This is a genomic window from Kaistia sp. UC242_56 (assembly GCF_044452255.1).
Lineage (GTDB): Bacteria > Pseudomonadota > Alphaproteobacteria > Rhizobiales > Kaistiaceae > Kaistia > Kaistia defluvii_A.
This window is the reverse complement of the sequence record NZ_JBIOAN010000002.1, coordinates 3519922-3538634: the sequence shown is the minus strand read 5'-3', so window position 1 is coordinate 3538634 and position 18713 is coordinate 3519922. Positions and strand designations below refer to the sequence as shown.

The window sequence follows — 18713 nt, the reverse complement described above, 5'->3', positions numbered from 1 at the left end:
CCGGCCGTGTGACCTTCTGGTCGCAACGAGCGGGCCCCAACGAAAAAGGGCGCAGCCTTGGCTGCGCCCTTTTGGGATTCCGGTGCCGGGTCGATCAGTCGAAACGGCCGCTCGCATGGGCGAGCATCGTGTAGACCTTGCCGGTATCGGACACGAGGTAGGCATTGTTGCCGGCCGTGTCCTGGCCGTTGCGGGCCACTTCCTTCAGCAGGCGCTCGAAATCGCCGACATAGCGATCGACCGCTGCCTTGAAGTCCGCCTCGCTCTGATACTTGCGGCGGATCTCGTCGAAGGTCTGCTGGCCCGCCAGCGTATAGAGGCGGCGGGTGAAGACGTTCTTCTCGCCGCGATGGTGACGCTCCCAGAGCTCCGCCGCCGCGCGCGGGTCGATCGCCCGGGCAATGTCGGAAGAGAGGTTGCCGAGCGACGCGCCGTTGCCGGCGGCGGCAGCCGGAGCTTCCGCCTCACGACGCTCGACCGGAGCGGCGCTGTGGTCTTCGTCGCGCGAGGCGCGGCGCAGCAGGTCGGAGACCCAGCCGCGCGGCTCGGCCTGTTCCGTGGCCGGAGCGGGCTTGGCCTCGGCGCGGGCCGGGGCCGGAGCCGGGCGGGCCGAAACCGCCGGACGGGCCGGCTCGACAGGAGCCGGACGAACCGGGGCAGGGCGCTGGGCAACCGGGGCAGGCGCCGCCGGAGTCGGAGCGACGGCCGCGGCGCGAACCGGCTCGGGTGCCGGCTGGCGGAGGGACGGCGCGGCGGCCGGCTGCGACCGGGCGAAGGAGGGCGCTGCCTCGGCGATGCGGCCGCGCGGCGCCGGAGCCGGCGTGCCGGGGACCGAGACGTCGAGCGACTTGCCATGCTTGCCGACGATTTCCGAAAGCTCGGAAAGGGCCTTCAGCTGGTCGGTGACGACCCGGCGCATGGCGTCGGCGCTTTCGCGCGTTTCGGCCGGGAGCTCGAGCACGCCACGCTTCAGTTCGGTGCGGGTGGTTTCGAGATCCTGCGCCATCTCCTTGGCGGCGGAGCGCATTTCATCGGTCGCGGCCGAGAACTGCTTGGTCGCCTGGGCCACCACGGCGGCCATGTCTTCCATCAGGGCGCGGTTCGCCTCGCGGACGGCGTCGGCTGCCTTCTGGCTCTGGCTGCTGGCGGTAGCCTGCATGCCCTCGAGGTTCTCGAGAACGCCCTTGGCGGCGGTCTCGCTCGAACGGGCGAGCATCCGGGCGACCTCGGCAGCGCGCTCCTCGGCATCCTTCAGCGAGGTGCTGACGGTTTCCGTGAAGGTGCGCATCATGCCATCCAGCTCGGACGAGCGGGCGGCAAGGCTCTGGGCGAGCTGGTCGAGGGCGATGCGACGCTGCTCGATCGAACCTTCGATCTCGCTGTTGGCCGAGGTGAGCGTGCTGGCGGCGAGGCTGAGCGAGCGGCCCTGGTCCTCGAAGCGGCCGGCGATGGCGCCGACATTTTCCAGCACGTCCTTCGACACGTCGCGCAGCATCTCGACCTGCGAGGCGAGCAGGGTGGAGGAATTCTGCGTGCCGCCGATGGCCTGTTCGATCGCCTGGGCGAACTCGCCGGTCCGGGTCGCGAGACCCGTCTCGATCTGGTTCAGGTTCTCGGTGGTGCGGGTCAGCAGCGCGTTGAGCATCTCGTTCGACTGCGCCAGGCGGTCGACGATGCCGGCCACGTCGGTGCGGAGCCGCTCATTGGTGGAGCCGAAGCTGCGCGACACGGTCTCGCCGCTGTCGATCAGGGCGCGGGCCGCCTCGTCGGTGCGCGACAGCACCATCGAGACGATCTCGGAGCCCTTCGTCGACAGCAGGTCGACGATGGTGTCGCCGGCGGTGGCGACGCTGCTGGTCAGGTCGTTGCTGCGCTGATCGATCGCTGCGACGAGGCGGTTGCCTTCGCCGTCGAGCAACTGGGCGAGTTCCGCGCTGCGGGTCTCGAGAACCGCGTTGAAGGCGCGGGTCCGTTCTTCCAGCGCGCTGGCCGTGTTCATCGCACGGCCGCCGAGGCTCTGCTCGACTTCGAGGGAGACCCGCGAAATCTGCTCGGCAGCTTCGGCGGAAACCCGCGACAGGTGACCGGCCGCGTCAGCGCTCGAGGTCGACAGCAGCTCGACCGTCGAGCTCGCCACCTGCGACAGGGCCTCGGATGCCTGATTGGCCGAAAGCGTGACGCTTTCGGAAGCATTGGCCGCCGAACGGGTGAGGTTCTGCGACGCGTCTTCCACCGACTGCATCAGCGCCTGCGTCGCTTCGGCCGCGGACTGCGAGAAGACCTGGGTGGCGTCGGCCGCCGACTGGGTCAGGCTCTGCGAGGCGTCGCTTGCCGAGGCACGCAGCACGCCACTGGTCGTGGTCGAGGCAGCAACGAGCTGCTCGGTCGCGTCCGAGAGCGAGCCAACGATCTGCTCGGCGGCGCGGACCGATTCACGGCCGAGCGTCGAGCTGATGTCGCTGAGGCGCGTCGAGAGGATCTGGTCCATCTGCGCGGCGCGGGCGTCGAAGCTGTTGGCTGCCTCGACTGCCTTTTCGCCCAGCGTCTCGTTGATCGACTGCCAGCGCTCGGACAGCATGTCCGAAAGGGCCTGGGTGCGATCCGAGAGACGGTTGGTCACGTCCGACAGGCGGTCGTCGATGATCGCGCCGATTTCGGCCTGGCCGTTGGAGAAGGCCTCGGCGATGTGGCGCGTGCGCTCGATCAGGGTCTGGTTGATCTGGGCCGAGCGGGCGTCCAGGGCCTCGTCGATGCGACGGGTATTGCTGTCGAGCGTCTCGGAGACGGCGCCGATCTTGGATTCGATCGCGTCGCCGAAGCCTTCGAGGCGTTCCGCCAGCGTCGTGTCCATCAGGTTGGCGCGATCGGCGAAGCGGGTGACCAGTTCGGGGCCGCGAACCTCGATGATGTCGCGCAGCGCCGCGAAGCGCTCGTCGAGACCGGTTGCGATGGCAAGGCCGCGATCGTTGATCAGGTCGCCGAAGCGGCTGGACGTATCGACGATCCGGTCATGCACGGAGGTGGCGCGGTTCTCGATCTCGCCGGCCAGGTCGGTGCCCGAGGCAACAATGCGCTCATGCACGGCCGTGGCGCGGCCCTCGATCTCGTTGGCGAGATTGGCGCCGGAGCTGACGATGCGCTGATGCACGGCATTGGCGCGGTCTTCGATCTCGTTGGCGAGCCCGGAGCCGGAGGTCAGGATCCGGTCATGCGCGACGCGGGCCTGGTTGGCGATCTCTTCCGAGAGCGACGTGCCGGACGCGACGATCTGCTCGTTGGCGAGGCGGGCATGGCTGGCGATCTGGTCGACCAAGCCCGAACCCGAGGTGACGATCTCCTCATGCGCGGCGCGCGCCTGGCTGGTCAGCTCGCCGATCAGCGTATTGCCGGACGAGATGAACTGGCGATGCGCGGAGAGCGCCTGGTTGGCGATCTGGTCGGCAAGGCCGGCGCTGGCTTCCAGCATCTGCTCCTGCGCCAGGCTCGCCTGGCCGGCAATGTCGCCGATCAGGGACGAGCCGGCGGTGACGATCCGGTCATGCACGGCGCCGGTGCGGGTCTCGATCTCCTCGATCAGGCCGGTGCCGGCCTGGATCACGCGCTGATGCACGGTCGAGGCGCGGTTCTCGATCTCGTCAGCGATTTCGCTGCCGGAGACGATGATGCGCTGGTGCACGGCTTCGGCGCGGCTGGTGATCTCGTTGGCGAGTTCGGAACCGGAGCTGACGATGCGCTGATGCACGTCGGTGCCGCGGCTTTCGATCTCGGCCGCGATCTCGCTGCCCGAGGAAAGGATGCGCTGGTGGATCGCGGTGGCGCGGTTGGCCAGTTCGTCGGCCAGTTCCGAGCCGGAGCTGACGATGCGCTGCTGCGCATCGAGGCCGCGACGCTCGATCTCGCCGGAGATGTCGGTGCCGGACGCGATGATGCTCTGGTGGACAGCATCGGCGCGGTCGGTGATGTCCTGCGCCAGCTCGGTGCCGCTGGAAAGGATGCGCTCATGCACCGCCTGGGCGCGGCTTTCGATCTCGCCGGCCAGTTCGGTGCCGGAAGCGACGATGCGCTTGTGCACGGCCTCGGCCCGGCTCTCGATGTCGCCGGCCAGATTGACGCTGGAAGACAGGATCCGCTCATGCGCCGCCTGGGCGCGCGTCTCGATCTCGCCGACCAGATTGCTGCCCGAGGTCAGGATGCGCTCATGCGCCACTTCGGCGCGGCTCTCGATCTCGCCGGCCAGGTTGGTGCCCGAAGCGATGATGCGCTGGTGCGCGGCTTCGGCGCGGCTCTCGATCGTGTCGGCCAGCTCGGTTCCGGAAGCGAGGATGCGCTGGTGCACGGCGCCGGCGCGGCTTTCGATCGCGTCCGCCAGTTCGGTGCCGGAAGCGAGGATCTGCTGGTGCGCGCTGTCGGCGCGGTTGGCGATCTCGTCGGCGAAACGGCTGCCCGAAGCGAGGATGCGCTCGTGGATGTCGGTGCCGCGGCTCTCGATCGTCGAGGCGATCTCGTTGCCGGAATGCAGGATGCGCTGGTGAACGGCCGAGCCGCGCGTCTCGATCGCATCAGCCAGCTGCTGGCTCGATTCGATGATCAGGTCGTAAACGGCAGTGCCGCGGCTCTCCATCGTGTCGGAGATCTGCTTGCCGGATTCGATGATCCGCTCATGCAGCAGGCCGGCGCGCGAGGCGATGGTCTCGGAAATCTCGTTGCCGGAGGCGATGATCGTCTCGTTGACCTTGAGGCCGCGCACCGCGATCGCCTTGGCGACTTCGCCGCCGACGGTGGCGAGGCGCTCGGTCAGCTCGGCCGAGCGGGCGTCAAAGGTCTCGTTGACCGCGTTGGAAGCGCCGTCGATGGTGTCGCGCAGCGCCGCCGTGCGGGCTTCGATCAGCGTCGCCATGATGTCGCCGGCCGAGGTCAGCCGCTCCGCGAGCGCGCTGCCGTCGATGGCGATGGCGTCCTGGATCCGGTCGCCGGTCAGCGCCAGACGGTCGGCGAGGTCGCCGCCGCGGTCGGAAATGGTATCGGCGATGCGGTTGCCGGTCTCGTCGAGCTTGTCGTTGATCTCCTGGCCGCGCAGGGCCAGGTCGACGATCAGGCTGTCCGCATTGGATTTGAGCGCCGCGTTCACTTCGCGGGTGTGCAGCGAAATCGTCTCGGCGACCTGGTTGCCGGTGACCGAGATCGAGCGGGTCATGTCGGCGGTGCGGCGGTCGAGGCCTTCGGTCAGCTCTTCCGTGACGCGCGCCAGGGTCTCGTTGACCTCGCGGCCGCGCTCCGCGACGGTTTCGGCCATGGCGCGGCCGGTCGTCTCGAGCGTCTCGTTGATGTCGGCGCTGCGCGACAGCAGCACGTCCGTCACTTCGACGCTGGTGCGCGAGAAGGATTCGGTGACGTCGGTGGCGGCGCTGGTCAGGCGGTTGACCAGATCCTCGCCGCGCAGCGACAGCTTGCTGATCATCTCGTCGCCGGCCGTGCCGAGCGCAGTGGTGATGTTTTCGCCGCGTCCGGCCAGGGCCTGGGTGATGCGGTCGCCGGAGCCGATGATGTTGGCGGCGATCTGCTCGCTCGCCTCGCCCAGATCCTTCGACAGCGATTCCTGCGCCGAAACGATCGAGGTGCGGACGCGCTCGGAATTGATGACGATCGCCTCGCGCTGGTTGGCGAGGTCGTCGATCAGGCCGCGCATGCGGACTTCATTGTCGGAATAGGAGCGTTCGAGCGCGGCGACTTCGTTATGGACGAGCAGTTCGAGCTCGCTGGCGCGGGCCAGTGCCCGCTCGATGCCGTCGCCCATGGCGGCGACTTCGCGGCGGATGGCCTGGCTGACGGTAACGACGGCTTCAGAAGCGGCGTCCTCGGGTTCGGAGAGGCGGGCGGCGACATCGGAGATCGAGCGCGCGGCGATGCGCATTTCCTGGGCGCGGGCCACCATCATGGCGATACCCCAGACGATGCCGACCGGCAGCACTAGGGCGAGCGCAATATTGGTGAACTGGGCCGAGCCCACGGCGCTGTCGCCGGAGAACAGGCTGATATTGGCGGAGCTCACATAGGCCGCAATGGCGCCGACCCAGGCGATCGAGAACAGCGAGGCGAGCGGATAGATCAGGCGCGACGGACGGCGCGCGGGCAGCGAGGCACCGCCGACGCGACGGTCGTCATTGGCGGGCATGCGGCTGTTGCGGCTGGACTGGCGGCCGCGCGGCGAGGCGCCGGCTTCTTCGGAACGGGTCGGGGAGGGCAGGGCGCGATTCGCAGCCGCTGCTGGGGCTTCTACCTTGCGCGGCGCATCGGCGCGGCGGGGCGCATCTCCCTTGCGGGGCGCCTCCTGAAGTCGGGGCGGCTCAAGCCGGCGATCACGTGGAACGCCACCAGCAGGTGCCCTCGGGCTTGCCGCCGTCGGAGCGTCGAAATCGATCCGGAGCGCCTCCTCCACGGCGGTGAGCGCTGCATCCACCGGGTCCTTGGACTTCGGGGTATTCGCCATTTTTTAGCCTCGCGTCCGTACTCGATACTCTGTCGGCCGCTTCGACGGGAACCCGTCAAAAGCACGAGGATGCTTCCAGGACACAGCTAGCGCTTGATACGTGCGCCGAGATTGCCACAACCCGTAGATCAGCCTGTCCCCCGGAGACGCCATACTCGCGATCCAGATCGGCCTTCACACCCTTGCCCGTAGCCCCACCTTTTGGCACATTAGGGGCAGGGGTACAAGAAAGTACGGCTTTCGGTCGCAATTTGTTAACAAGGTATTGACGGCGTGCGTCCCGGCTCCCCGCGAGACCGGCCGGAGCAGTTGTGTCCAAACGGAAAGACGTCGCAACCCGTTGAACGGCCCTTTGGCCCGCCCAGGTTGTATTGGATCTCGATCATCTTTGTGCCTTGCGGCTGTGACGTGTTTTTCGCGGCGGTTCGCCTGTCGAATTGGCTCTTTCAGAGCGGCTCTTCGAACGACGCGAAATATTCGCGATCGCGGTTGCAGCCTTTTCGGTCGCCGATTGCGATCTAGACCATCCGACGCCCGCATGACGAAACGGAAAGTCTGCGCGGCACCGCGATTTCGCTAGGGGATTCGCGGGCGTCGGATCGGCGATCGATCGTTAACCATCGCATCGGATTTCGGGTCGGCTGCGCCCATGCCGGCGGGGCCGGAGTACCAATCGGTCGCGGGCGCGGCTGCGCACAGGCCTTGGCACGCAAGCGGCATATCGCCTATAGGGGGCGGTCTTTTGCAGCGTCGCGGATGCCATGGCCAAGATCACCTATATCGCCTTTGACGGTACGCCATACGAGATTGAAGCCCGTGACGGCTCCACCGTCATGGAAAACGCCGTGCGCAATGCGGTGCCCGGCATCGAGGCGGAATGCGGCGGCGCCTGCGCCTGCGCCACCTGCCATGTCTATGTCGATGAGGCCTGGGTTGCGATCACCGGCGAGCCGGAGGCGATGGAGGAGGACATGCTCGACTTCGCCCAGGACGTACAGCCGAATTCGCGTCTCTCCTGCCAGATCCGCGTCAAGCCCGAGCTGGACGGCCTGATCGTCCGGATCCCCGAGCGCCAGGGCTAAGCCCCAGCGCGGCCGCGAGTGAGGTTGGTTTTGCTCGCTGGAGGCGTTTGCGCGGAACTTTGATCCTTTGCAGCGGTGCGCGCAGCGGTTAAACGTCGCGCGCATTCACTATTTTAACGGTATGATCATGAGCGAAACCATCGAAGCCGATGTCGTCATCGTCGGCGCTGGACCTGTCGGACTGTTTGCCGTCTTCGAACTGGGCCTGCTGGACGTTCGCTGCCACCTGATCGATATCCTGGACAAGCCCGGCGGCCAGTGCGCCGAGCTCTATCCCGAAAAGCCGATCTACGACATTCCGGCGTTTCCGATCATCACCGGCGACGGCCTGACCGAAAACCTGATGGCGCAGATCAAGCCGTTCGATCCGACCTTCCATCTCGGCGAGCAGGTGAACGGCATTGAGCGCCTGGAAGACGGTTCGTTCCGAGTCACGACCGATGCCGACAAGGTGTTCCTCACCAAGGTCGTCGTGATCGCGGCCGGCGGCGGTTCGTTCCAGCCCAAGCGCCCGCCGGTGCCCTCGATCGAGAACTTCGAAGGCAAGTCGGTCTTCTATTCCGTCCGCAAGATGGAATCCTTCCGCGACCACGACATCCTGATCGTCGGCGGCGGCGATTCAGCGCTCGACTGGACGCTGAACCTGCAGCCGATCGCCCGCAGCGTCACGCTGATGCACCGCCGCGACGCTTTCCGCGCCGCGCCGGACAGCGTCAACAAGATGCGCGCGCTGGTCGAGGCGGGCGAGATGAAGCTGATGTTCGGTCAGGTCACCGGGCTTGAGGGCGCCGATGGTCAGATCACGCACGCTGTCATCGCCGATAATGACGACAACGAGCACAAGCTGCCGACGACGCGTCTGCTGCCCTTTTTCGGCCTGACGATGAAGCTCGGCCCGATCGCCAATTGGGGCCTCAACCTGCATGAGAACCTGATCAAGGTCGACACCGAGAAGTTCCAGACCTCGGAGCCGGGCATCTTCTCGATCGGCGACATCAACTGGTATCCCGGCAAGCTGAAGCTGATCCTGTCCGGATTCCACGAGGCGGCGCTGATGGCGCAGGCCGCGAGCCGGATCGTGTTCCCGGACAAGAAGATCCTGTTCCAGTACACGACCTCGTCGACCAGCCTGCAGAAGAAGCTCGGCGTCGCCTGACCGACCGCGCCCGATGGCCCGGCGACAGCGCCGGGCCGGAACTCCGGGCGGCTCGGCCCGTTTTCCGATGATCCAGAGTCGGAGACGACGATGAAATCCAGCACGCATGAATTCGCCGATGCCGGCGACATCCCCAATAACCCGTCCTTGCCGCTGATCCTCTATCGGCAGGCGTTGACGGAGGACGGCACCGACCGCGCCTCCGCCTTCGAGCGCCTGTTCGCGTCGCATGGCTGGGGCGGCACCTGGCGGAACGGCATGTATCCGTTCCATCACTACCATTCGACCGCGCATGAAGTGCTCGGCATCGCTTCCGGGACGGTGACCGTCCAGCTCGGCGGCGAAACCGGCAAGGCGATGGAACTGGCGGCCGGCGATGCCGTACTCATTCCGGCCGGTGTCGGGCACAAGCGCCTCAGCTCCAGTCCCGACCTGTTGGTCGTCGGCGCCTATCCCGTCGGCCAGCGCTGGGATCTGATACGCGACGACGACGTCGTCGACGGCGTGGCGGTCCGGGCCAGGATCCGTGCGCTCGAGATGCCAGGCCAGGACCCGATCCGCGGCGCCGAAGGCCCGCTGCGCACCCATTGGGTGCAGGGCTAGGGGCGAGGTCCGAGGTCCGAGGCATCCCCACACTCGGCGTCATCCCGGGCTTGACCCGGGATCCATGCAGCCGGGTTCTTTGCCATCATGCTCTCGGGTAGTTCGGTCTGGAGCGAACCTCCCGGTATCACAGCTGCATGGATCCTCGCCTGCGCGAGGATGACGGCAGTGCGAGGGCTAAAGTCTGAAGGGCCTTGCGACGACCCAGCCCCGCGCCCGGCCGCCTTACGCTTCCGGTTTGCGGCCGCCCTTGCCGCCGATCTTGGTCAGTTCCGCGATGAAGTCCGCCATCGCCGGCGGCTTTTCGGCGATGAAGGGCAGGGGGCGGCAGACGTCGATCGCGGCGATGCCAACGCGCGCCGTCAAGATGCCGTTGATCACGCCTTCGCCAAGTCGCGCCGAAAGGCGGGCTGCGATGCCGTGGCCCAGGATCTGCTGCACCAGTGAGTCGCCCGCCGCCATGCCACCGGTAACGGCGAGATGGGCGATGACGGTGCGGGCGAGGCGGAGGAAGCCGAGCGTGCCGGGCCGGCCGCCATAGAGCTGGCCGAGCTGGCGGATCAGCCGCAGCGCGGTCACCAGCACGAACAGCAGGTCGACCAGCGCGCGCGGCGAGATCGCGGTCACCAGCGTCACCCGCTTGGCAGCGGATAGCACCAGCGTCTGCGCGGCGATATCGAGCGGGCGCAGCAGCTCCTGCTCGGAGAGGCCGATCAGGTCGCGTCCGTCGATGATCTCGGCGGCGTGCTGCGCCAAGGCGGCGCGGCCATGCGCCGTGTCCGGGCGCTCGCCATAGAGTTCCGTCAGGTCGCGCACCGAGGCGCGGGCGGCGATGCGGTCGTCGCGGCGGGCGGCGTCTTCGGCCGCCTCGCGAATCCTCGTGATCCGCCGCAGTCGCAGGAGGCCACCGATCTCGCGGAAGGCGAGGGCGATCAGCGCCATCCCGCCAATGGCGGCCACCGCCAGCGCGAACCAGCCAAGCCATTCGGCGCGCTGGAACAGATCCCGGATCAACTGGTCGACGGCGAGACCGATGCCAAGCGACAGCAGGATGCCGAGCGCGGAGACAAGAATGTTCGCCCAGCGCGGGCCGCGGCGCGGCTTCGGCAGGACAGGAACCGGCAGTTCCAGTTCCTCCGGCTCGGCGATCACCACCGGCCGGTCGCCGGGGCGGTGCGCGATATCGGGATCGTCGACGACGCGGATGCGGTCGAGGCGGAAGGCGGTCGGCTTGCGCGGAATGTCGGTCATGACAGCCGGTCTCCGATCAGGAATTCCAGCGCCCGGTCGAGGCGGATATGCGGCAGCGAGAGGGTGATGCCCTCCGCCGTCCGCTCCAGCGCGGGCGGACGGAAACGGACGAAGCGCAGCGAGGTCTGGCCCAGTTCAGAAGTTGAGTCAGCGCCTGAAAGAACTGAATCAGGATTGTTCGGCAAGTCGCCGGGAAAGAACGCGATTTCGGTTTTGCCGTCGAAGGTCTCGCCATCGATCGTCTCGCCGGCGAGCGGCGTTCCGATGATCGACGGCAACTTTTCCGAGTCCTGGATGACCACGCCTTCGCGGGTGGCGCGGACCGAGGCGAGGGCCGCCACCTCGACGCGCGCGCCGGCGGCCGAGGCCCGTTCGATCGCCGGCGCCAGCAGGCGGGACAGGATCGCTTCGAGCCGGTCATGGTCGGCGTGATGCAGGTGGTCGGCCTTGGTGGCGCCGATCAGGATGCGGTCGATACGGCGGGTCATCAGCCCGCCCAGCCACGAGCCGGAGCCGGGCCGGTAGCAGCCGAGGATCTCGGTCAGCGCAGCGCCGAGATCGGCCACGGCGGCGGGGCCTGCATTCAGCGCGTTCAGCGCGTCGACCAGCACGATCTGGCGGTCGAGCCGGGCGAAGTGATCGCGGAAGAATGGCTTTACCACCACGGACTTATAGGCCTCGTAGCGGCGCGCCATCATCCGGCCGAGCGAGCCGGGCGGCAGGGCGTCTTCCCGCTCGGGGAGCGGCGAGAAGGTCAGCGCCGGCGAGCCCTCGAGATCGCCCGGCATCAGGAAGCGGCCGGGCGGCAGGGTCGACATGGCGTTTTCATCGGCGCGGCAGGCGCGCAGATAACCGGTGAACAGCGCCGCCAGCTCGCGCGCCACGGCTTCGTCCTCTGCTGCCGCGGGATCGATGGTCTCGAGCCGCGCCAGCCAGGGGGCGGCGGCGGCCATTCGCGCCGGGCTTCGGGCCATGCCGAGCGCCTCGCGCGACCAGCTGGCGTAGTCCTTGGCGAGCAGGGGGAGATCGAGCAGCCACTCGCCGGGATAATCGACGATGTCGAGGTTGAGCTTGCCGGGCCCGAAGCGGTGCTTGAAATAGGACGCGGATTCGTAGGCGATGGTCAGCCGCAATTCGCTGATCCGGTAGGTCGAATCCGGCCAGATGCGCTGGTCGACCAGGGCGCGGACGTGATCCTCGTAATCGAAGCGCGGCACGTCGTCGTCGGGCTGAGGCTCCAGCTTGGCGCCGGTCACGCGGCCCGTCGAATAGGCGCGGAACAGCGGCAGGCGGCCGCCATGGACAAGATTGTGCACCAGCGCCGTGATGAAGACCGTCTTGCCGGCGCGCGCCAGCCCCGTGACCCCCAGGCGGACGGTCGGCGAGACGAGATCCGCCGCGCGATCTCCAAGCGTTGCGAGCGCGAGGCGCGCTTCGTCGGTCAGCGTGGTCAGCTTCAAGGGTCCCGTTCCTGGCCGGAGGAGTGCGGCCGCTCGCGTCTGGGCCGAACAGCCGGCCGCTGTCCCATGTAGGCACGGCCGGCGGGCGGCAAAAGATCTATTCGTCGTCGGCGATCGGTTCGGAGCCGACCAGCTCCAACTCGCGCGGGCGGAAGAAGGCGACGACACGCCCGGTCCGGGGCCGGAGTTCCGACCATTTGTGGATGTCGAAGTCGATGACCGCCAGGCCGGCGGTCGGGAACTTGTCGGCGATCTCCTCGCGCAACGCGGGATTGCCGTTGCCGATCAGTTCGATGGCGGTGTCCTGCATGGTCGGGTTGTGGCCGATCATCATGAGGTTGCGCGCATTGCCGCCCAGCGCGCCGATCGTGTCGATATAGGCGTCGGCGCCGACTTCGTAGAGCCCGCGCGTGATGCGGATCTCCAGATCGGTCGAGATCATCGGCATCAGCCCCATCAGCGTCTCGCGCGTGCGGCGGGCGGAGGAGCAGAGAATGCGGTCCGGGATCAGGCGGTGGGCCGCGAGATGCTCGCCGATCATCGTGGCCGCGCGCCGTCCGCGAGGGGCCAGCGGTCGATCGAAATCGGCGAGGCCGGCGACATCCCAGGCGGACTTGGCGTGGCGGAGCAGAAGAAGACGCATGTTGGTCGTTTCGTTCCCGGTTCGGCCGCGAATTCTACCTCAATCGAGGCAGCCGCGCGCGTTCTGATGAATACGCTGTCATGGCTTGCTTCCGAACTCAATCCGGCGCCGAAGGGAGACGGGGCGCCGATCGGCAGGGGGAGTGGCGTCAGCCCGCGTTGCGAGCGAAGCGCGGATTGGGGCGCACTTCCCCATTATAAGGCTCGGGACGGCGGACATTGCGCGAATTGTCGACCACGGCCTGGAGCGCGCTGTCGGAAACGGCGCGGGCGGTCGCCAAGGCGGCAAGGTTGATCTGCAGCACCGAGCGGAACTCCTCGTGCCGCTGGCGCAGTCGGGCGACCTGGCCCGGATCGAGGTCTTCCAGGCTCTGGCCGATCGCGCCCAGCACGGCGAGTTCGTCCATGTAGCGCTTGGCATAATAGCTCTTGCGCTGGCCCAGTTCGCGCGCGGCGAAGATCTTGCCGGCGCGCAGCAGCTCGGCCTCGGCTTCGATCAGCTGCAGCAGGGCATCCATGGTCGCCTCGATGCCGGTGAGCGTGGTGGCGGCGTCGGGGTTTCCGGCTTTGGGTGCCGGCTCCGGCGAGGGCCTGCGGTGGGCGTGCTGGGATCGAGCTTCAGTCACCGAGATTTTCCCTGGTCGAGCGCAGCGGACGCGGAACGGTAGGCCACCCGCCTGGACGCGGGACCGGCAGCTCTGGCCGCAAAGCTCATTCAAACATTGGTAATATTAACGAAGTTTTACCTTCCGTTGCGGCAATGTCACGGTCGTCGCGGGCCTATTGCGCCGCAACAAGGCCATTTTCCGGTTTGGCGGCGGCATGAGTATTTCAAGTATATTCAATGGGTTGAAGAGAAACCCGAAACTTCGGCGGCCGTCATAGCCGGCTTCGAAAGTGCTTTTTTCGGGAGTCTCATAATCCCGCTCGCGGGCGGTTGTCCTAGGCAAGACGCATCGCTATATTCCGCGCCGAAATGCCATCGACAAGGGGTCATTCATGACGCTAGATACCCTTGAAGCGTATCGGCCTTCGGAAGCCGAACCCTTCATGAACGAGCGGCAAAGGGAGTACTTCCGCAAGAAGCTCCTCGCCTGGAAAGACGATATTCTCCGGGAGTCCCGGGAAACCCTTCAGCATTTGCAGGACGAAAACGTAAACCATCCGGATCTCGCCGACCGTGCGTCGTCGGAGACGGATCGCGCGATCGAACTCAGGGCCCGTGATCGTCAGCGCAAGCTGATCGCCAAGATCGATGCCGCCCTGCAGCGGATCGATGATGGCAGCTACGGCTACTGCGAGGAAACCGGCGAACCGATCAGCCTCAAGCGTCTTGACGCCCGGCCGATCGCAACGCTGTCGATCGAGGCACAGGAGCGCCATGAGCGGCGCGAGCGCGTCTATCGCGACGAATAGCGCGATCGTCCTTCGAAGAATTGAAAAGGGCGCGGAACCATGGTTCCGCGCCCTTTTTGTTGCTTTCGCGCTGGCAGAGCCACGCGGTACCGACGGTTCGCCCTAGCGAACCGTGGCCCAGGCCTCGCTTAGCTCTTGCGAGCGTTGGAAATCTCGCCCAGCAGGCGCGCCATTTCCTTTTCGAGATCGCCGACCGACGACGAGACCTCGGAGGGTGCGGGCGATTCCGGCTGCGGCGCTTCGATGAAGTCCTCGGCGATCGCCACCGGGGCGTCTTCCGGCTGCGGCGGCTCGACCGAAGGAGCGGAGGAGCGGGGCGGCGCGCCATAGAGATGCGCGTCGTCGGCGCTGGCCGAGTCCGGTCCCAGATCGAAGATCGGCTCGAAGCGCGCCAGGCGGTCGGCCTCGTCCTCCATTCCCGCGAAGGGATCGGCATCTGAGATCACCGGAGGCGCGGGCGGAATGATCGGACGGCGCGGTCCGGCGCGGGCCGGGTCGACGGAAGGCGCCGGCGCGGCGTTGGGGGCTACCGGCGTCTGCTGCGAGCCGAGCAGCGGGCGCGGATCGTAGGGGCGGGGGCGCTGGCCGGTCGGACGACCTTCATTCGGCTCGGAGGGCGATGCCGCCGGCATCGGGCGCGGCATGGGAACCGATTCCGGCGGGATCTCGACGGTGGTCGGCGTGTGGCGCGGACGATTGCCGGACAGGAAGCTCGGGAAGCCCCGGCCGGTGCGCGGCTCGGGCGCCGGGCGCTGCGGCGGGGTAGAGGGAGCCGGCGGGGCGGCGCGCTGCGGCTGGGGCGCGGGCTCGAAGCTGGCGTCGGGTTCGGTCGGCGCGAAGTCCGTCTCGGTCACGCGCTCCTCGATCGATTCCGATTCCTCTTCGAAAACCGCAGCCGGACGGCGAGCGGACGCCTCGGCGGGCAAGGGCGCTTCGGCCGGCTGAATGTCGGCCGGCTGCGCCAGATCCGGGCGGCGCGATTCCGCCGGGCGCGCGGCACCTTCCGCGACGGGCGGCACGGCGCGGGCGGTCTGCGGCATCGGGCGCGCCGGGGCCGGCTCGGCGCGGGCCGGAACCGGCTCCGGACGCTGCGGCTCCTGGCGGATCGGATCCGGACGGATCGGTTCCTGCCGGATCGGCTCCTGGCGCAAGGGCTCGAGACGGCGCGTCTGCTGCTGCGGGCGCTGGATGCCGGGCTCGACGACCACGTCGCTCGGGCCACCGATCAGGATCAGGTGCTCGACATTGTCGCGGCGCACCAGGATCAGCCGGCGGCGCTGGTCGAGCGGCAGGGCGTCCAGCACGGCGAGCCGCGGCTGGCGGCCGCGCGCCGGGTTGGCGCCGAGACTGCCATTGGTGAACAGGCGGATCAGCCAGAAGACCACCAGGATGACCAGGAGAACCACGACGAGCGTGATCACGAACTGGGCAATGGTCGCGCCTGTGTCGCCGAACATTGGCGCCAGATAATCGTGCATCTTACTCTCCCGACTTCCGATTCCGGTGCTGCCCGCATGCAGGCCATGAAACGGATCGAACCAGCGCCATCAGGCGTCTCGGCTCGATTCCTTGCTTATTCGACGTCTTTGCCGGGCGCTAGGCCTGGAAAGGCCCCGCAACACCAGCCGTCGCCAACAATCCCTTGGCGCCGTTAAGAATTCATTGACCATGGCTGTGGCAGAATCCAGTGGATTCGCATGTCCATGCGCGTTGAAGGCGTCATTGTTCTGGGAAAAGTGGCCTTGTCAGGGCTCAGCCGGCTTCATGTCGCCGGTGATTCTCGATCCTGCGGGGGCAGGGGGAGGCTCCCTCTTTAGGGGAGAGCCTGCCGTCCTGCCCCGATTTCCGCCGGTCTGCGTTGAATTAACAAGCGATCCTCCGCATTCTGCCTGTTAGAAGCGAACAGCGATTCTTCGCGGTCAACAAGCGTTCGCAAGGATCTATGAACAGATGGGCAGACCGGGGTGCAGGGGTTCATGCCGCACAAGTCGAGCCGCGTGACGGCATGACCGACGACAGCAACCAGAAAACGCATCGCCGCGCGCTGGTCGATCGGTCGGATCGCCCCGGCGGGATCGGGCGACTGCTGGTGCTTGCCTGCTGCCTGGTCGGCGCGGCGCTCGCCTTTGCCCTGCTGCCGCCCCAGGCGGCGGAGCCCTTCATCTTCGCGCTGCTCGGACTGCTCGCCGTGGTCGGCGTCTTCACGCTGTTCGCTGCGGCCATCGGGCTGATGCGCTTCACCGGCCGCTCGCCGCGCGACGATCTCGGCCGCGGCTTCATCGACAGCATGGCCGAAGGCTTGGTCATCACCGATCGGGACAGCCGCATCCTCTATGCCAATGCCGCCTATGCCGATCTGGTCGGCGCCGACGAGGGCAAGGATGTGCGCGTCGTCGAGCGCGTCTTCTCCGGCGACCAGGCAGCGAGCGAGGCGATCTACCGCCTGTCGCAATCGATCCGCGAAGGTCGCGCCGCCGTCGAGGAAGTGCGCATGCCGAGCCCGCTGGCGGGGCCTGCTAACGGCACGCCGCGCTGGTATCGCATCCGCGTCCGCCCGGTGAATGCCGGCAAGGATGACGGCCGCCTGCTGACCGCCTGGCAGGTCGCCGACGTGACCCATGACCGCGCCCAGCAGGAGACCGTCTTCCAGGACCTGCAGCACGCCATCGACTATCTCGACCATGCGCCGGCCGGCTTCTTCTCGGCCGAGCCGGATGGCCGCATCGTCTATCTGAACGCGACGCTCGCCGACTGGCTCGGCATCGACCTGACCTATTTCAAGGCCGGCGCCCTCACGCTCGGCGACATCGTGCGCGGCGACGGCGCGGCGCTGCTCTCGGTCGACCGCGAGAATTCCGGCGAGATGCGGCCGCAGACGATCGATCTCGATCTCGTCAAGCAGAACGGCCAGAGCCTGCCGGTGCGTCTGCTGCATCGCGTGCCCTTCGCCGGCGACGGCGCACCGGGCGCGACCCGCACCATCGTACTCAATCGCGGCCCCGGCGAGGAGACGTCCGAGGCGTTGCGCGCGGCGGAAGTGCGCTTCACCCGCTTCTTCAACCATACCCCCTTCGCGATCGCCTCGATCGACAAGTCCGGCCGGATCGGCCGCACCAACGCGCCCTTCGCGCGCCTGTTCGGGCCGATCAAATCGGATGGCGGCAGCCGCGCCCGCCTGATCGACGTGATCGCCGAGAGCGAGCGCCCGGCGCTGGAGGCAGCGCTGGAAAGCGCTGCCGGCGGCCGCAGCGAGATCCCGCCTGTCGACACCACCATTCTCGGCCATGGCGAGCGCAGCGTGCGCTTCTATGTGACGGCCGTCGACGAGGGCGCCAACGAGCGCGAGATCGCCACCGTCTATGCGCTGGAGACGACCGAGCAGCGGGCGCTGGAGCTGCAATTCGCGCAGAGCCAGAAGATGCAGGCGATCGGCCAGCTGGCCGGCGGCGTCGCGCACGACTTCAACAACGTGCTGACGGCGATCATCGGCTTCTCCGACCTGTTGCTTGCCAACCATCGGCCGAGCGACCCGTCCTTCCAGGACATCATGAACATCAAGCAGAACGCCAACCGCGCGGCCGGACTCGTCCGCCAGCTGCTGGCCTTCTCGCGCCGCCAGACGCTGCGCCCGCAGGTGCTGGCGATGGGCGACGTGCTGTCCGATCTCTCGATCCTGCTGGAGCGTCTGCTCGGCGAGAAGGTCAAGCTGCAACTGGTGCATGGCCGCGATGTCTGGCCGATCAAGGCCGACCTCAACCAGTTCGAGCAGGTCGTCATCAACCTCGCCGTCAATGCGCGCGACGCCATGCCGAAGGGCGGCACGCTGACCATCCGTACGCGCAACGTCACGCCGGAAGAGGTAGCGGAGTTCAGCTACAAGCCGCTGCCGCCGGCCGACTACGTGCTGATCGAAGTGGCGGATACCGGCACCGGCATCCCCGTCGAGGTGCAGTCGAAGATTTTCGAGCCGTTCTTCTCAACCAAGGATGTCGGCAAGGGCACCGGCCTCGGCCTCTCGACGGTGTACGGCATCGTCAAGCAGACCGGCGCGCATATCTTCTTCGACAGCGAGACGGATGTCGGCACGACCTTCCGCATCTTCGTGCCGCGCCACGTTCCGCTCGTCTCGGCCAAGCCCGAGGTTATCGCCGAGAAGGCGCCGGAGATCGCCGATCTCACCGGCAGCGCCAGTATTCTTCTGGTCGAGGATGAGGAGGCCGTGCGCGCCTTCGCCGCCCGGGCGCTCGCCTCCCGCGGCTACACCGTGCACGAGGCGGCCTCCGGCATCGAGGCGCTGGAGATCATGCGCGAGACCGGCGGCACGATCGATCTTGTCGTCTCGGACGTCGTCATGCCGGAACTCGATGGCCCGTCGCTGCTTCGCGAGCTGCGCAAGGAGCGTCCGGGGCTGAAGATCATCTTCGTCTCTGGCTATGCCGAGGATGCCTTCGCCAAGAACCTGCCGGATGGCGAGACCTTCAACTTCCTGCCGAAGCCGTTCTCGCTCAAGCAGCTGGCGACCGCCGTCAAGGAAACGCTCGGCCAGTAGGCCGGGCGGTTAGCGCTGGCGCGTGCGGCGCTTGCCAAGCCGCGGCCGCCTGCGGAGAATGCTGGTC

At 67.4% G+C, this 18713-nt stretch carries 11 protein-coding genes; 5 read left to right on the top strand and 6 right to left on the bottom strand.

The window, feature by feature from the left end:
• Positions 1-94 precede the first annotated feature (94 nt).
• Complete coding sequence (locus ACHMWQ_RS19470) at positions 95-6487, bottom strand: hypothetical protein (RefSeq protein WP_396308732.1); 6393 nt, start codon at positions 6485-6487, stop codon at positions 95-97.
• A 761-nt stretch (positions 6488-7248) separates the two neighbouring features.
• Here ACHMWQ_RS19470 and ACHMWQ_RS19465 point away from each other — a divergent pair.
• From ACHMWQ_RS19465 to ACHMWQ_RS19455, 3 genes are all read left to right on the top strand, one after another.
• Positions 7249-7569 (top strand): 2Fe-2S iron-sulfur cluster-binding protein, encoded by a 321-nt coding sequence (locus ACHMWQ_RS19465; protein WP_266329487.1) that lies wholly within the window; start codon positions 7249-7251, stop codon positions 7567-7569.
• Between the two features lie 127 nt (positions 7570-7696).
• Positions 7697-8725, top strand: a complete 1029-nt coding sequence (locus ACHMWQ_RS19460; RefSeq protein ID WP_396308731.1) for an NAD(P)/FAD-dependent oxidoreductase — start codon at positions 7697-7699, stop codon at positions 8723-8725.
• A gap of 90 nt (positions 8726-8815) precedes the next feature.
• Positions 8816-9328, top strand: a complete 513-nt coding sequence (locus tag ACHMWQ_RS19455) for a cupin domain-containing protein (protein WP_396308730.1) — start codon at positions 8816-8818, stop codon at positions 9326-9328.
• A 225-nt stretch (positions 9329-9553) separates the two neighbouring features.
• Here the strand turns inward: ACHMWQ_RS19455 and ACHMWQ_RS19450 are convergent, their stop codons facing one another.
• The 4 genes from ACHMWQ_RS19450 to ACHMWQ_RS19435 all read right to left on the bottom strand — a co-directional run bounded on the left by ACHMWQ_RS19450 (position 9554) and on the right by ACHMWQ_RS19435 (position 13307).
• Positions 9554-10579, bottom strand: a complete 1026-nt coding sequence (locus ACHMWQ_RS19450) for a YcjF family protein (protein ID WP_396308729.1) — start codon at positions 10577-10579, stop codon at positions 9554-9556.
• Positions 10576-12039 (bottom strand): YcjX family protein, encoded by a 1464-nt coding sequence (locus tag ACHMWQ_RS19445; RefSeq protein ID WP_396308728.1) that lies wholly within the window; start codon positions 12037-12039, stop codon positions 10576-10578. The genes ACHMWQ_RS19450 and ACHMWQ_RS19445 overlap by 4 nt, the downstream gene beginning before the upstream one ends.
• Before the next feature lie 97 nt (positions 12040-12136).
• A complete protein-coding gene (locus ACHMWQ_RS19440; protein WP_354550314.1) occupies positions 12137-12682 on the bottom strand; it encodes a histidine phosphatase family protein in 546 nt (181 codons plus the stop codon).
• 148 nt (positions 12683-12830) lie between these two features.
• Positions 12831-13307 carry a hypothetical protein gene (locus tag ACHMWQ_RS19435; RefSeq protein WP_396308727.1) on the bottom strand — a complete coding sequence of 159 codons (477 nt, stop codon included), beginning with the start codon at positions 13305-13307 and terminating at the stop codon, positions 12831-12833.
• Between the two features lie 373 nt (positions 13308-13680).
• Here ACHMWQ_RS19435 and dksA point away from each other — a divergent pair, with 373 nt between their 5' ends.
• Positions 13681-14097 (top strand): RNA polymerase-binding protein DksA, encoded by a 417-nt coding sequence (gene dksA, locus ACHMWQ_RS19430; protein WP_354550310.1) that lies wholly within the window; start codon positions 13681-13683, stop codon positions 14095-14097.
• A 128-nt stretch (positions 14098-14225) separates the two neighbouring features.
• Here dksA and ACHMWQ_RS19425 read toward each other — a convergent pair whose 3' ends face one another.
• Positions 14226-15575: a flagellar biosynthetic protein FliO gene (locus tag ACHMWQ_RS19425; protein ID WP_396308726.1), complete on the bottom strand. Its 1350-nt coding sequence runs from the start codon at positions 15573-15575 to the stop codon at positions 14226-14228.
• 527 nt (positions 15576-16102) lie between these two features.
• Here ACHMWQ_RS19425 and cckA point away from each other — a divergent pair.
• Positions 16103-18646 carry a cell cycle histidine kinase CckA gene (cckA, locus tag ACHMWQ_RS19420; protein ID WP_396308725.1) on the top strand — a complete coding sequence of 848 codons (2544 nt, stop codon included), beginning with the start codon at positions 16103-16105 and terminating at the stop codon, positions 18644-18646.
• Positions 18647-18713 lie beyond the last annotated feature (67 nt).

What these genes read in the sequence shown, in the direction of transcription:
- ACHMWQ_RS19470 (WP_396308732.1), bottom strand. Translation starts at nt 6,487, where the DNA reads ATGGCGAATACCCCGAAGTCCAAGGACCCGGTGGATGCAGCGCTCACC.
- cckA (WP_396308725.1), top strand. Translation starts at nt 16,103, where the DNA reads ATGACCGACGACAGCAACCAGAAAACGCATCGCCGCGCGCTGGTCGAT.
- ACHMWQ_RS19440 (WP_354550314.1), bottom strand. Translation starts at nt 12,682, where the DNA reads ATGCGTCTTCTTCTGCTCCGCCACGCCAAGTCCGCCTGGGATGTCGCC.
- ACHMWQ_RS19455 (WP_396308730.1), top strand. Translation starts at nt 8,816, where the DNA reads ATGAAATCCAGCACGCATGAATTCGCCGATGCCGGCGACATCCCCAAT.
- ACHMWQ_RS19425 (WP_396308726.1), bottom strand. Translation starts at nt 15,575, where the DNA reads ATGCACGATTATCTGGCGCCAATGTTCGGCGACACAGGCGCGACCATT.
- ACHMWQ_RS19460 (WP_396308731.1), top strand. Translation starts at nt 7,697, where the DNA reads ATGAGCGAAACCATCGAAGCCGATGTCGTCATCGTCGGCGCTGGACCT.
- dksA (WP_354550310.1), top strand. Translation starts at nt 13,681, where the DNA reads ATGACGCTAGATACCCTTGAAGCGTATCGGCCTTCGGAAGCCGAACCC.
- ACHMWQ_RS19465 (WP_266329487.1), top strand. Translation starts at nt 7,249, where the DNA reads ATGGCCAAGATCACCTATATCGCCTTTGACGGTACGCCATACGAGATT.
- ACHMWQ_RS19450 (WP_396308729.1), bottom strand. Translation starts at nt 10,579, where the DNA reads ATGACCGACATTCCGCGCAAGCCGACCGCCTTCCGCCTCGACCGCATC.